The sequence below is a fragment of the Lactiplantibacillus sp. ME-2 genome, assembly GCF_022549155.1.
Taxonomy (GTDB): Bacteria; Bacillota; Bacilli; order Lactobacillales; family Lactobacillaceae; genus Lactiplantibacillus; species Lactiplantibacillus plantarum.
In genome coordinates this window covers 77655-90767 of sequence record NZ_JAKZEQ010000010.1, presented here as the reverse complement: position 1 = coordinate 90767, position 13113 = coordinate 77655, and the positions used below count along the sequence as shown (strand labels likewise).

At 45.2% G+C, this 13113-nt stretch carries 12 protein-coding genes and 12 tRNA genes; 20 read left to right on the top strand and 4 right to left on the bottom strand.

The window, feature by feature from the left end:
• Positions 1-85 precede the first annotated feature (85 nt).
• The 12 genes from MMY95_RS05685 to MMY95_RS05630 all read left to right on the top strand — a co-directional run bounded on the left by MMY95_RS05685 (position 86) and on the right by MMY95_RS05630 (position 1145).
• Positions 86-159, top strand: a tRNA-Met gene (locus tag MMY95_RS05685).
• 15 nt (positions 160-174) lie between these two features.
• Positions 175-248, top strand: a tRNA-Ile gene (locus tag MMY95_RS05680).
• A gap of 39 nt (positions 249-287) precedes the next feature.
• Positions 288-377, top strand: a tRNA-Ser gene (locus MMY95_RS05675).
• A gap of 6 nt (positions 378-383) precedes the next feature.
• Positions 384-457, top strand: a tRNA-Met gene (locus MMY95_RS05670).
• Between the two features lie 3 nt (positions 458-460).
• Positions 461-535 (top strand) — tRNA-Asp (locus MMY95_RS05665).
• Between the two features lie 29 nt (positions 536-564).
• A tRNA-Phe gene (locus MMY95_RS05660) sits at positions 565-637 on the top strand.
• A gap of 12 nt (positions 638-649) precedes the next feature.
• Positions 650-720, top strand: a tRNA-Gly gene (locus MMY95_RS05655).
• Between the two features lie 6 nt (positions 721-726).
• Positions 727-801 (top strand) — tRNA-Ile (locus tag MMY95_RS05650).
• Between the two features lie 4 nt (positions 802-805).
• Positions 806-893 (top strand) — tRNA-Ser (locus MMY95_RS05645).
• A gap of 19 nt (positions 894-912) precedes the next feature.
• Positions 913-985, top strand: a tRNA-Glu gene (locus MMY95_RS05640).
• Between the two features lie 9 nt (positions 986-994).
• Positions 995-1068: transfer RNA gene (locus tag MMY95_RS05635), tRNA-Met, on the top strand.
• A 2-nt stretch (positions 1069-1070) separates the two neighbouring features.
• A tRNA-Asp gene (locus MMY95_RS05630) sits at positions 1071-1145 on the top strand.
• Between the two features lie 344 nt (positions 1146-1489).
• Here MMY95_RS05630 and MMY95_RS05625 read toward each other — a convergent pair.
• On the bottom strand, positions 1490-1990 hold the full coding sequence (locus tag MMY95_RS05625) for a hypothetical protein (RefSeq protein WP_003640886.1): 501 nt from the start codon (positions 1988-1990) through the stop codon (positions 1490-1492).
• Positions 1991-2130: 140 nt separating this feature from the next.
• Here MMY95_RS05625 and MMY95_RS05620 point away from each other — a divergent pair, with 140 nt between their 5' ends.
• The 5 genes from MMY95_RS05620 (at position 2131) to pepF (ending at position 7585) form a co-directional block, all read left to right on the top strand.
• Positions 2131-2874 carry an MBL fold metallo-hydrolase gene (locus MMY95_RS05620; RefSeq protein ID WP_003644623.1) on the top strand — a complete coding sequence of 248 codons (744 nt, stop codon included), beginning with the start codon at positions 2131-2133 and terminating at the stop codon, positions 2872-2874.
• A gap of 286 nt (positions 2875-3160) precedes the next feature.
• Positions 3161-3559: a transcriptional regulator SpxA gene (gene spxA / locus MMY95_RS05615; protein WP_011101690.1), complete on the top strand. Its 399-nt coding sequence runs from the start codon at positions 3161-3163 to the stop codon at positions 3557-3559.
• A gap of 135 nt (positions 3560-3694) precedes the next feature.
• Positions 3695-4426 (top strand): adaptor protein MecA, encoded by a 732-nt coding sequence (locus MMY95_RS05610; RefSeq protein ID WP_003640883.1) that lies wholly within the window; start codon positions 3695-3697, stop codon positions 4424-4426.
• A gap of 184 nt (positions 4427-4610) precedes the next feature.
• On the top strand, positions 4611-5696 hold the full coding sequence (locus MMY95_RS05605; RefSeq protein WP_053266972.1) for a competence protein CoiA family protein: 1086 nt from the start codon (positions 4611-4613) through the stop codon (positions 5694-5696).
• Between the two features lie 77 nt (positions 5697-5773).
• On the top strand, positions 5774-7585 hold the full coding sequence (pepF, locus tag MMY95_RS05600; RefSeq protein ID WP_104795809.1) for an oligoendopeptidase F: 1812 nt from the start codon (positions 5774-5776) through the stop codon (positions 7583-7585).
• Positions 7586-7808: 223 nt separating this feature from the next.
• Here the strand turns inward: pepF and MMY95_RS05595 are convergent, their stop codons facing one another.
• Positions 7809-8444: a DsbA family protein gene (locus MMY95_RS05595; protein WP_003640880.1), complete on the bottom strand. Its 636-nt coding sequence runs from the start codon at positions 8442-8444 to the stop codon at positions 7809-7811.
• 292 nt (positions 8445-8736) lie between these two features.
• On the opposite strand from MMY95_RS05595, the gene MMY95_RS05590 reads away from it, so the two are divergent.
• From MMY95_RS05590 to MMY95_RS05580, 3 genes are read left to right on the top strand one after another with little or no spacing between them, the layout of a single operon-like run.
• Entirely contained in the window at positions 8737-9399 is a 663-nt protein-coding gene (locus MMY95_RS05590) for a GTP pyrophosphokinase family protein (RefSeq protein ID WP_003640879.1), read from the top strand.
• Positions 9396-10199 carry an NAD kinase gene (locus tag MMY95_RS05585; protein ID WP_053267801.1) on the top strand — a complete coding sequence of 268 codons (804 nt, stop codon included), beginning with the start codon at positions 9396-9398 and terminating at the stop codon, positions 10197-10199. The genes MMY95_RS05590 and MMY95_RS05585 overlap by 4 nt, the downstream gene beginning before the upstream one ends.
• Positions 10196-11098: an RluA family pseudouridine synthase gene (locus MMY95_RS05580; protein WP_027821199.1), complete on the top strand. Its 903-nt coding sequence runs from the start codon at positions 10196-10198 to the stop codon at positions 11096-11098. The genes MMY95_RS05585 and MMY95_RS05580 overlap by 4 nt, the downstream gene beginning before the upstream one ends.
• 253 nt (positions 11099-11351) lie before the next feature.
• On the opposite strand, the gene MMY95_RS05575 is transcribed toward MMY95_RS05580, so the two are convergent.
• Positions 11352-11990: a copper homeostasis protein CutC gene (locus tag MMY95_RS05575; RefSeq protein ID WP_003644620.1), complete on the bottom strand. Its 639-nt coding sequence runs from the start codon at positions 11988-11990 to the stop codon at positions 11352-11354.
• Positions 11991-12005: 15 nt separating this feature from the next.
• A complete protein-coding gene (locus MMY95_RS05570; protein WP_011101686.1) occupies positions 12006-13025 on the bottom strand; it encodes a lactonase family protein in 1020 nt (339 codons plus the stop codon).
• Between the last annotated feature and the right edge of the window lie 88 nt (positions 13026-13113).

Genomic DNA, 13113 nt, shown 5'->3' with positions numbered 1-13113 from the left:
TAGAGCACCTGGTTTGGGACCAGGGGGTCGCAGGTTCGAATCCTGTTTTCCCGATTAAGTAGTCATATACGATTATTTAACACATCGCGGTGTAGCTCAGCTGGCTAGAGCGTCCGGTTCATACCCGGGAGGTCGAGGGTTCGATTCCCCCTGCCGCGATAGGAATTAGAGCTTGGACCTTTAGCTCAGTTGGTTAGAGCAGACGGCTCATAACCGTCCGGTCGTAGGTTCGAGCCCTACAAGGTCCATCTACTATTAATAGTGGACATTTCCTAGTTACATCATATGGAGGATTACCCAAGTCTGGCTGAAGGGAACGGTCTTGAAAACCGTCAGGTGGGTCAAACCACGCGAGAGTTCGAATCTCTCATCCTCCTTATTATCGCGGGATGGAGCAGTCTGGTAGCTCGTCGGGCTCATAACCCGAAGGTCGCAGGTTCAAACCCTGCTCCCGCAATTTGGTCCGTTGGTCTAGTTGGTTTAGGACGCCTGCCTGTCACGCAGGAGATCACGAGTTCGAGTCTCGTACGGACCGTTAAGTTAATAGTTCTAAATGGCTACAATGGCTCGGTAGCTCAGTCGGTAGAGCAATGGATTGAAGCTCCATGTGTCGGCGGTTCGATTCCGTCCCGCGCCATATCTGTATTCTGCGGGTATAGTTTAGTGGTAAAACCACAGCCTTCCAAGCTGTTGTCGCGAGTCCGATTCTCGTTACCCGCTTTTTTTGGGCCTATAGCTCAGCTGGTTTAGAGCGCACGCCTGATAAGCGTGAGGTCGATGGTTCAAGTCCATTTAGGCCCATTTTGGAGAAGTACTCAAGTGGCTGAAGAGGTGCCCCTGCTAAGGGTATAGATCGCGCAAGCGGTGCGAGGGTTCGAATCCCTCCTTCTCCGTTGTACCATTTAAAAATATGACCCCTTGGTCAAGTGGTTTAAGACACTGCCCTTTCACGGCAGTAACATGGGTTCGAATCCCGTAGGGGTCATTATATTATCGCGGGATGGAGCAGTCTGGTAGCTCGTCGGGCTCATAACCCGAAGGTCGCAGGTTCAAACCCTGCTCCCGCAATTGGTCCGTTGGTCTAGTTGGTTTAGGACGCCTGCCTGTCACGCAGGAGATCACGAGTTCGAGTCTCGTACGGACCGTCACAAACGTCATTCATCAACGAATGACGTTTTTTTGTGTCTTCAGAATATTAACTGTTTGACGAGATCACCTAAAGAGGTGCGCACTGTAATCAGTAAATAGGGTGGGTGTCATTCAACAGATGGCTGATTGGGGCTCACGATTGCTCAACTAAAGCTGACGGCAGATTCTTTAGGATCACACTGATCGGGACATATGTTGGTTCTGACTGCAATGTGATGTTGTGAACGAGGCTTATATATCAACTGATGAGATTTAGCAGTGTTGAGTAAAAGTAATATTCATGAAAAAAGTCGTTGCAGTTCAATCACTGCAGCGACTTGAAATATCCAATACCGGATGATTATGATTTTAATGAACGTACAAATGAATAGCGACTTTCGTGGTAGCCGTAATCTGAGGTGATGTACTTGGCAAATGGCTTGAATGAAGCGCTTCGCAGCCAAACAGCATATTCGGAGTCGCTATGCCAATTTGTGACAATCACGAAGGCTGAATTATTTTTGGACTCACGTAAGATCCAAAAATGTTTCAGCCCATCTGGCTTATTATAATCGTGTCGGAAACTACTAAACTTAGATTTAAAGACTTTTTGTTCTTCTTCCGGTAAATCAATGAAGATGAAACTTGTCATTCCATGCCAGTCAGCTGATCCTTTTGAAAGTAAAACGTCATACGTTACGGGGCTTGAAAAAACGGTTTTTTCGCCGGTTAAATCGAGTAGCATATAGCGATCTTCAGTGGCGTTGGCCTGCATTAATAACAAGTCACGATCAGCATTTTGTTGTTGGATCATGGTTAGAATTTTACGTGTCCCAAATGTTGCTGCAATCTTTCCACTCATCAATATCACTCCTTATTTATTACATCTATTATTATACGTGTTTTTCAAAATAATTGAAAATATGTTAAGTTGTTGGTTTCATTTTTTCTTGGTGCTATATTAAAATAGAAGTGGACAGAGAAATGAAGGGATGGTCAATAATGAAACTAACAGTTCTTGGTTACTATGGTGGTTATCCATACGATGGCGTGGGTACGAGTTCTTACCTGATTACAGCCGGTGATTACCATTTATTGCTCGATTGTGGGTCGGGGGCGCTAAACGCCTTAGAAGAGATTTTAGACCCCTTACAGCTCGATAGTGTGCTCCTGACTCATTATCATCACGATCATACAGCGGACGTTGGGGTCTTACAATATTACTGGCAGTTGCGTGCTGGTGAACGGAAGACGCCCGTGCTGCCGATTTACGGGCACACCGCTGATCCACTTAACTTTGGTGCCTTGACCTGGGCGAATGCCACAGAAGGTCGGGCCTATGATCCGGCTGCTGTCAATCAGATTGGGCCGTTTGATGTGAGCTTTTTACCGACTAAACATCCAGTTCCAGCCTATGCCGTTAAGTTGGTCGAGCGAGCGACGGGGCAAGAACTTGTCTTTTCCGCCGATACGGCTTATTTGCCAGAATTAGCGACTTTCGCAGCCGGGGCACAGTTATTGATGACTGATACGAATTTTGCCGCAGATAAAACTGGTAAAATGTGGCATATGACGTCGGCACAGTCTGGTAAAATTGCCAAAGATGCCCGCGTCAAAAAATTATTGCTCACACACTTGCCACAAGATGTCTCATTTACACAACTCCAACAAGAAGCACAAGCAGCCGCCGGTAATGACATTCAAGTGACAGTTGCTCAAAAGTTTTTACAATTGAATCTTGGCTAGTATGATAGGGCTTAGCAAATCATTTTGCTAAGCTTTTTCTGTCAGTTTACCGTTAATAGATTATTGATATCATAAGTCATAATTAAATTGTATACGAATTAATTAATAACAAGAATGACTATAAAAGCGGTTTATTCAATAGAAAAAATACATATATCGAATAATTGTATTTTAGATTATTAGTTTTAAATAAATTAATTTTGTTAAACCTATTCACAATTAAAAGTGAGTAGCGTATAATGAATTATGTTATAAAATTGATTAACGATGCCAAGGAGGACCCAGGATGGTTATTTTATATACCGCACCAAGTTGTACCTCATGTCGCAAAGCCAAGGCTTGGTTACAGACACACGACATTGATTTTCAAGAACACAATCTGTTTACCGAACCGCTTTCAATTGAAAAAATCAAGCAGATCCTACAACTGACTGAATCAGGGACGGAAGAAATTATTTCCACTCGCTCAAAGGCCTTTCAACAACTGAACGTTGATATTAATGATTTGTCACTCAATGAATTGTTTGACATGATTACTCATGATCCTAGTCTGTTACGTCGACCAATTATGCTTGATGAGAAGCGGCTGCAAGTTGGTTACAATGAGGACGAGATTCGCCGCTTCTTGCCACGCAAAATTCGGACATTAGAATTATTACGGGCACAACAATTAGCAAATATGTGATTATCATTGGCTAGTTAGCTTAACTAATTGGCCAATTTTTGTATTTTCAGATAGATTACTTTACAATAAACTGAAATAAGTTAGAATTGTGATAGTGATTATGGCCCTTGACACTTAGAAAGGGGTGAATCTGTAATGGAGATGGAACGCATCAACGAAGATACGATTCGCGTCGTTATTGGAAATGATGATCTCAATGAACGCGGTATTCGCGTACTAGATTTACTAGGGAATCATAAGCAAATTGAAAGTTTCTTCTATAGCATCTTGGAGGAAGTTGATGTTGATCATCAATTTCAGGACAATGATGCCGTAACTTTCCAAGTATTACCAAACCGAAATGGTTTAGAATTATTTATTAGCAAAAACAGTGATAATTTACAAGATACGATTGCTAAAGCAACTCAGTCACCCGACCAATCGGATGATAGCGACTCACAAGATGATGTTTCAGATTATTTGAAGCGTAAACTGATGCAGACGGATACGAATCAGGTTGAAGATGGACAAGGTATTGCACATAATCCAACTAAGGACACTAATGATCTCGATCCGTATTTGGATGATCCTGATACACCAACTAAGGAATACGTGTTGAAATTCGATCAATTTGAGGATCTTGTTTCATTGGCACAATTATTCCGGCCAGAGGGACTCGCGTCTAACTTATTCAAGTATCGCGACCAATATTATCTAGAACTGGTTTTCTTTGTCGATCAATCATCAACGGCCACTATCAAAGATGATGTCGCAGTAGCCTTGGAATATGCCCATTTAGCTAATATTTCAGCTGACGTACTACTTGAACATGGTGAAAAGATCATGTCTAATGCTGCTTTGGAAACCATCCGGCACTATTTTAAATAGCAGTTAATTGCCTCAACATAACGTTTATTCGTAATGTTAAGGCTTTTTTGTATCCACGGATAAACAATCTGCCTGCCGGACGCTTTGCCAAAAGACGGGTGCTGCTCGGGGTCAATAAATGATGATGGGTTTGCGTGAGAATTGGCTTTAATGACGTAATTAGTTGTTGAAGGGAGGGACCATCATGTTGATCGCGATGGATGCCCAGCATCAACTCGTTAATGCGGCGACGGCTGATCGCCAAATAGAATATTACTGTCCAGGATGTGTGCAGCCGGTGCGATTGAAACGGGGGGCAGTGATCGTGCCACATTTTGCCCACGTCCATGCCACGGATTGTGATGCTTTCTCTGAAGGGGAAACAACGGAACATCTTCGTGGTAAACAACAATTAGCGACCTGGTTCGCTGCCAGTGGTTATACGGTGCGCTTAGAGGCTGGTTTGCCAGAGATACATCAGCGCCCGGATATCTTGGTTCGACGAGGTACAGCGCAACCACTCGCGTTAGAATTTCAGTATTCACCCTTGTCAGTGGAGCGACTCGCAGCTCGGACGCAGGGCTATCGTCAGCATGGCTATCAAGTGTTATGGTTGTTGGGACGCCCCTATCAGCGACAATTGCACCTCAATAGCAAGGCTTTGAAGTTTTTGCAGTACCAGCAACGGTGGGGCCTGTTTCTACTTTTTTTGGACACTCAAAGTACTAGTGTTCGTTTATTGCATCACGTCTTGACATTGGATACGGAACCGCTGACCTATCAAACGATTCGACTGGATACGCGCAGCCAGTCGGTGTTACGTTTTCGCCAATTGGCTCCTAAAATTAACACCCCAACTTTGCCGGACACGCATTTACGGCATTATTATCAACAGTTAATGTTGGCACGGCTTCGACATCAACGTGGTTTTGATGCGTTACAAGTGGCTTGCTATCAACGCGGAGGAACGATTGTCCAGTTACCGACGTGGACGATGCCCACTGTGCCGCAACTACCGCTGTTATCGGTACCATATCTGGTCTGGCACGCCCACGTCTTTTTTGCACTGCGGCAACAGTCCGGACGGCTTACTGGGTCACAATTAGAGGCATTGATCTGGGCCCAATTACGGCCATTACTTGCCCGGCGTGCCTGCCTGCAAGCACGAGGCACGTTAATACAACAACTGATAACGACCATGATTACGATGCTTAGCGAGCAGCAAGTGATAAACTGGCAGAAAACTGAGTGGCAGGTGAATTCCGACCAGCTTCGATGGCGCAAACATTGATTCCGGAACAGATGCTACCGCGATAGGCGTAATCTGTGGTAATCTAGTGCTATATTGAAATAATTGGAGGAATTTGCATGGTAGCAACCAAACAATTGCCGACCCGTTCGGCCGTTCCTGAAGAATTGACGTGGGATTTGACGCCCATTTATGCAGATCAGGCCGCGTATGAGGCGGATATTGCACAAGTCAAAGCTGCAATCCCCACCGTCACTGCGCTTAAAGAAACGTTTACAAGCTCGGCCGACACGGTGCTGGCTGGCATCCAGGCTGTTTTAGCGCTGTATCGTCGGTTAGAGAAAGTGGCGGTATACGCAAGTCTGAAAAGTGACCAGGATACTGGCAATAGTACCAATACGGCTTTAGACGATCAAGCTAGTAGTTTGACTGCCAAGGTATCCGCAGCGACTGCCTGGTTCGAACCAGCAATCTTGGAATTAACGCCGGGCGAATTGGATACGTACCTTGATGAAAACGTCGATTTACGTGATTATCGGCATTTGTTGGATACGATCCGGTTGCAAAAGGGACACGTTCTGTCTGAAAGCGAAGAAGCTTTACTCGCAGGCGCTAGTGATATTTTTGGTGCTTCTGCGAAAACTTTTGGTGTACTGAATAACGCTGACTTTCAATTTCCAACGGTAAAGGATGACGACGGCAACCCTGTCAAATTGTCACAAGGAATTTATGGGGTGTTACTTGAGTCCGTTCATCCGGCTTTTCGGCGAGAGGCGTTTGAAGCACTGTATAAAGTATACGGCCAGTTCCGGCGAACACTTGCTTCGACTTTAGCTAGCCAAGTCAAGGTACACAATTTTGTTGCCCAGGCTCATCATTATCCAGATGCGCGGACGGCAGCACTTGCTGCCAATCAGATTCCGACGGCGGTTTACGATTCTTTAGTCACATCCGTTGACAAGCATTTGGACTTATTGCACCGGTATGTTGCGTTACGGAAACAACTGCTCGGAGTTGATCAGTTGCATATGTATGATATGTACACGCCATTGGCACCCAAGCCGACGACCAACTATTCCTACCAGCAGGCTCAAGCAACTGCTTTACAAGCGCTCAAAATTTTGGGTCCTGATTATCTCAAACACGTCAAAACAGCGTTTGCTTCACGGTGGATTGATGTGGTGGAAAATCAAGGCAAACGTAGCGGGGCGTATTCGTCAGGAATGTATGATACCGCGCCATACATGCTGTTGAACTGGCAGGATAATATTGATAATTTATATACGTTGGTGCACGAAATGGGACACAGTATGCACTCTTACTTCACGACACATCATCAGCCTTATCAGTATGGTGACTATTCAATTTTCGTGGCGGAAATTGCTTCAACGACTAATGAAAACTTGTTGACGAACTATTTCTTAGCGACTGAACAAGATCCAAAAATGCGGGCGTACGTTTTGAATTACTACTTAGATGGATTTAAAGGCACCGTTTTCCGGCAGACGCAATTTGCTGAGTTTGAACAGTGGCTTCATGAGCAAGATCAAGAAGGTCAGGCTTTGACTGCCGATCGCTTGTCAAAACATTATTTGCAGTTGAACCAACGCTACTATGGTGACGCCGTCGTCAGTGATCCGCAAATTGCCGACGAATGGTCCCGTATCCCGCATTTTTATTACAATTATTATGTTTATCAGTATGCCACGGGTTTTGCAGCGGCCTCAACGTTGGCTGACCGTATTAGTACGCAACAGACAGATGCTGTTGCGGATTATCTCGGTTACTTGAAAGCTGGTTCATCTGCTTTCCCAATCGATGTCATGCACCGAGCTGGAGTTGATATGACCAAGCCTGATTATCTTGATGCAGCTTTCGAGGTATTTGAAGAACGATTAAATGAATTTGAACAGTTGGTCACCCAAGATTAACCAGTTATAAAAGCAAGCACAATGAGCGTCAGGATGTTCGGTCCCGACGCTTATTTTAGACCTGACCCGCTTATCAGTTAGGGTGTTAGCTGCCGAGTCCAGAAGGCTTATTCTGGCAGCTATAGCAGCTATAAAAGGTAAATACAGTCAAAAGCACCCGGCGAAAATGATCGTCGGGTGCTTTTGACTGGTAGGACCAGTTGAATAATTGCAATTACTGGAATTATAAAACGTGTAATTGTGCGTTGGCAAGGCTAGCACAGCTGGCATTGGTTGCCCGAGTTGCATCTTGAAAAGGATCCAGATTGCCATTGACTAAGTCAAAAAGAGTCGTGTAATTAAAATGTTCTAGCAAGACACCATAATCATATTGGTCGCAATCAAAAACGACGGCCGACGATGCTTCGGTAATGTTCATTTCAGATGCAAGCCGCTGATCAGCATGAAAGGCCTGTTTCGCCAAGTCACTGTCCCGATCTTCCATGAACATGTCTAAGTCAATCTGACAGTTAGTTGCAACCGTTTTGACGAGCTCTTCCGAATAGTGTTGACCAGCCTTGAGCATTGCAGATTGCAAGGCAATTAAAAAGTTACGCCCCCGTTTTTTGCCTTGAAAAAGGGCGGCTTTATAATCCAAAATAACTCGGTACAATGTTTGAGACTGTTGATTTTGAGCATGCCAGTCGGATGCCTTGATTCCTTGGCACTTTAGAGCCCGTTGAATCACATTAATATTGAGTAATGGTACGAATTGAAATTGGATTTGCTTGTCTGAGTCGTTTGCCAACCGTAACACGTTTTGCTCATCACGTACGCATTGGTTTGCCAACGGATTTACAAATAAATACACTTCTAACACGTTATAATTCCTCCACTTTCTCTATTCGCGTCATAGTGCAGAATACCAATCAAACGAGGTATTTGCAAGTTTTTCATTTCATAAATTTTTTAATGCAGAAAATCACTCGTTACTTAGCTTAAACCTTCACCCGTAATCATGCACCGATTTGCTAAATTCGTAAAGTATTTTGTTTCTAGGATTACAGTTTGGAAAAAAAGTGAACTTAGGGTTCAATCTCGAGAACGTTAACTTTTTATTCCGACGATTTATGGTAAAATTTTAGGGTATGGATTGAAACGGAGGTGCCCCGATGGAAGATTGGAATCATTTTTTACTGCCTTATCAGCAAGCCGTTGATGAGCTTAAAGTTAAATTGCGGGGAATGCGCAAACAATTTCGTGATTTGAATCAGCATGAACCGATTGAATTTGTAACGGGGCGGGTCAAACCCGTTGATAGCATTAAGGAAAAGATGACCCGACGTAAAGTACAAGAAGATCGCCTAGAACAAGATATGCAGGATATTGCTGGTTTGCGGATTATGTGTCAATTCGTTGAGGATATCTATCAGGTCGTTGATTTATTGCGAAAACGGACGGATATGACAATTCTGGAAGAACGCGATTACATTAGTAATGAAAAGCCATCTGGTTACCGTTCGTATCATATCGTGATTGAATATCCGGTCCAAATGGTCGGTGGTGAAAAGAAAATTTTGGCCGAAATCCAAGTCCGGACACTTGCCATGAATTTCTGGGCGACCATTGAACATTCGCTTAACTATAAATATCAAGGGGATTTCCCTGAAAACTTGAGTCAACGATTACAACGGGCTGCGGAAGCCGCCTTTAGTTTGGATAAAGAAATGTCAGAAATTCGTGAGGAAATTCAAGAAGCTCAGAGCTTGTTCTCGTATGGGAAGGGGCCGGGCAACGATGAGCCTGACACGACAAAGGAAGATCAAAATTCATGAAAGTAACGATTTTTGCAAATGCGAGTGCCAATACCAAGAAAGTAGCGGGTGAGTTACATACTAAACTGCTGGCTGCCGGGTTTGAAATTGATGATGAGCACCCAGACATTGTTTTGTCGGTAGGAGGCGATGGGACGCTTTTAGCGGCGTTTCACCACTATAGTCACATGGTTGACCAAGTTCGCTTTGTTGGCGTGCATACTGGCCATTTAGGCTTCTATACGGACTGGCGAGATTATGAAATCGACCAACTGATCAACGGTTTACTGGAAGACAACGGCCAGAGTGTGACCTATCCCTTGCTAGCTGTAGATATTACTTATGCGGATACGGATGCGACTGATCATTATTTGGCGTTGAACGAGTCAACGCTTAAGAAGCTTGGGAGTACCATGGTTGCCGATGTTTATATTCAAGATGAACTATTTGAACGTTTTCGTGGCGATGGGTTATGCGTCTCCACTCCAACTGGTTCGACGGCTTATAATAAGTCAGTTGGTGGTGCGGTCATTCATCCGCGCTTGGACGCTTTACAAATGGCCGAGATTGCGTCGATCAACAACCGAGTCTTCCGAACATTAGGCTCGCCAGTCATCGTAGCGCCGTATGAAACAATAACGATTCGGCCACAACAGCAGTCACACTTTGTCTTTACAGCTGATCAAATGGATACGCAGCCGCGGCCAATTGAACAAATTCGTTATTCAATTGCTAATCGTCGAATTGCATTTGCTCAGCATCGTCATAATCGCTTCTGGCAACGGGTCGGGACATCCTTCATCGGGTTGGACGAGCAATGAGGTTTACTTGGATCAACCATGAGACGACCCCGATGAAAGTTAAGACACTCTTGGCACAACATGGTGTGACACGTAGTTTGTTGAAAAAAGTTAAGTTTCATGGTGGGGCAATTCTCGTTGATGAACGACCGGTATTAGCGATTCATATGCTGACAGGCGGTGAGACTGTGACGATGGTCACACCTGCTGAAATTGGTAATGACCACTTAGGCGTCTCGACGTTGCCGATCGATATCTTATATGAGGATCGTGACTACCTGATTGTGAATAAACCAGCAGGAGTGGCCTCAGTACCGGCGCATGCCTTACCTGACAATACCTTAGCGAATCGGGTAAAAGGTTATTATCAAGCGGCCCATTATGATAATGAGGTTGTGCATATCACCACGCGTTTGGATCGGGATACGAGCGGTATCGTTCTCTTCGCTAAGCACCATTTTGCCCATTCGATTATTGATCATCAATTGAAGGCCCATGCGATGCGCAAAATGTACTTAGCCGTGGTCAGTGGTGAATTGACGACTGACCACGGGTGGCTAGATGCGCCCATTGGTCGTGCCGCTGATTCATTTATCAAACGAACGACCCGTCCCGACGGTAAGCCGTCTTTAACCGAGTACTGGGTGGTCAAGCGGCTGTGTAACATGACAGTCGTCCGGGTACGGCTGCATACCGGCCGAACGCATCAGATTCGGGTGCACTTTGCAGCTAGCGGTCATCCATTGATCGGTGATGCCCTTTATGGCGGTCCTCGTGACCCGTGGATTCAGCGCCAAGCACTGCACTGCATGCAACTGGAATTTGATGATCCATTCATTAGCCAGACCCTCACGACCTTTGCACCATTACCGGCTGATCTTAACCGTTTAATTATTCATAATCAACGTGCCAATTCATAAAGTGACCATTAAGATTTGGTCCGTTTTATGTTTATCCTAATTAGCATGATTGATGATGAACACGAGCCAATTGATCAGCGTTGACAATGACCAATTTGTTCGCGGAAGAGGGCTCAGGGCAAGTTGGCTTAGTGCGGGCGCTTGTGCCAATATTAGACCATTGAATAACCGTGATTAATGGTCTAATTTTTTAGTTTACTTCGCCAATCAAAAGGCGCATCTCAAAAAATGAGATGCGCCTTTTTGGCAGTTCTTAGTAATTAATAATCTTGGTCCCATGGGCCTGTTTGACGCCGAGCGTTGTGGTGATGTCGGCGACATTGGCGGTGGTAATGCCACCACCAGGTAGGATCTGAATTCGGCCAGCGGCCTGTTTGATCGTCGTTTGCAAGTGGGGGACACAGTCAGCAATCGGCTGATCAAGTGGGCCGCCATGTGTCAAAATGCGATCGACGTCATGGTCTACTAACCAGTCAATTGCCGCGGCTTGTTGATTTTCAGGGATGGCGTCAAAAGCCATGTGGAAGGTGATCGACATGCCACCGGCTGCACCAATTAGTAACGCTAAGGCTTCTTCGTCAAGCTGATTATCCGCAGTCAAAGCACCAAATGCGACACCATCAACACCTAATGATTGAGCCTGTAGCAGGTCCGCTTCCATGATTTTTAATTCCGTATCATTATAAACGAAATTGCCACCACGGGGGCGAATCATGGTCACTAGGGGCACGTGATGTTCACTGGTATACTTGGCTGCCTCAGCCATTACACCACGACTGACCGTTGTACCGCCAACGGATAGGTTATCGTTGAGTTCGATCCGATTGGCACCGGCCGCAATGGCTGCGGGAATGTTAGTGTAATTTTCAACACAGACTTCTTTTAATAACATGAGTTTCATCCTTTACTAGAAACGGACGCAAACGCCTTCAGGCACAGTAACGTCCTTTTGTAATAGACTTAGTTTACCACTCGTTAAGTCGCGTGCATACAAAGTGGCATTATCAGTGTTTTGATTAACGACCACGACAAAGGCTTCAGTTGGATCTAAATCAAAATCACGGGGGAAGTCACCTTCCGTACTGATTTGCTGAATCAGGGTCAAATGACCGTCGGCGGTTACTGCAAAGACAGCTAACGTATTGTAGCCACGATTGGAGACGTAGAGAAAATGACCGTCGTGACTTAAGCGGATGGCTGCGGCACCGTTGTGCGCCGTGTAGTCGGCAGGAATGGTCTTCACAATGCCAAGCTGCGTAAAGGCACCAGTTTGGGCGTCATATTTTAAGCTCGCAATCTGACTCGATAATTCACCAGCTAAGAAGGCGTATTGGCCGTCTGGACTGAATACGAGGTGACGTGGTCCAAAGCCAGCTTCCATAGTGAGCACGGATTGTTCACTTAACTGACCGGCGTCGCTGACGTTATAGACATAGACCTTATCGCTACCTAAATCGATTACGGCTAAGCGATTATCTGGCGTGAGGTCGGTGTAATGAATATGGGAGCCGTCTTGTTCAGGACGAGGGCCATGGCCACTATGTTGAACAGTATCGGTCAAAGTCAGCGCGCCATCAGCAGCAATTTTCATGACTTCGGCCGTTCCCTTATGATAGTTGGCACTGTAGACGAGTTGCCGGGCCTCATCGACAGCAACGTAAGCTGGTGGGGTGCCAGGTGCGACAACGGTGTTTAGTTTGTGAGCAGTTTGCCCGTCGATTTGCCAAGCAGCGATACCGCCCTCGTCATCTTCCTTATCGACACTGTATAGGCAATCCTTAGCTGAGAGGGCCAAATAGGTGGGATTTTGAGTGGCTGCCAGTAAGCCATCGTTGGTTAAGGTTTTGGCAGTGGTGTCAAGGGTTCCTTGGTAAATCCCTTGGCTTGTTTTTTTCGTATATGTTCCGAATAAAATGCGTTCTTGCATGATAACAAACCTCCTTGATAGATAATTCAAGTATAGCATAGATATGGCCCGTGTAAGCGATGACAAATTGGCGTCTGTGATTAGGACT

What these genes read in the sequence shown, in the direction of transcription:
- MMY95_RS05625 (WP_003640886.1), bottom strand. Translation starts at nt 1,990, where the DNA reads ATGAGTGGAAAGATTGCAGCAACATTTGGGACACGTAAAATTCTAACC.
- MMY95_RS05620 (WP_003644623.1), top strand. Translation starts at nt 2,131, where the DNA reads ATGAAACTAACAGTTCTTGGTTACTATGGTGGTTATCCATACGATGGC.
- spxA (WP_011101690.1), top strand. Translation starts at nt 3,161, where the DNA reads ATGGTTATTTTATATACCGCACCAAGTTGTACCTCATGTCGCAAAGCC.
- MMY95_RS05610 (WP_003640883.1), top strand. Translation starts at nt 3,695, where the DNA reads ATGGAGATGGAACGCATCAACGAAGATACGATTCGCGTCGTTATTGGA.
- MMY95_RS05605 (WP_053266972.1), top strand. Translation starts at nt 4,611, where the DNA reads ATGTTGATCGCGATGGATGCCCAGCATCAACTCGTTAATGCGGCGACG.
- pepF (WP_104795809.1), top strand. Translation starts at nt 5,774, where the DNA reads ATGGTAGCAACCAAACAATTGCCGACCCGTTCGGCCGTTCCTGAAGAA.
- MMY95_RS05590 (WP_003640879.1), top strand. Translation starts at nt 8,737, where the DNA reads ATGGAAGATTGGAATCATTTTTTACTGCCTTATCAGCAAGCCGTTGAT.
- MMY95_RS05585 (WP_053267801.1), top strand. Translation starts at nt 9,396, where the DNA reads ATGAAAGTAACGATTTTTGCAAATGCGAGTGCCAATACCAAGAAAGTA.
- MMY95_RS05580 (WP_027821199.1), top strand. Translation starts at nt 10,196, where the DNA reads ATGAGGTTTACTTGGATCAACCATGAGACGACCCCGATGAAAGTTAAG.
- MMY95_RS05575 (WP_003644620.1), bottom strand. Translation starts at nt 11,990, where the DNA reads ATGTTATTAAAAGAAGTCTGTGTTGAAAATTACACTAACATTCCCGCA.
- MMY95_RS05570 (WP_011101686.1), bottom strand. Translation starts at nt 13,025, where the DNA reads ATGCAAGAACGCATTTTATTCGGAACATATACGAAAAAAACAAGCCAA.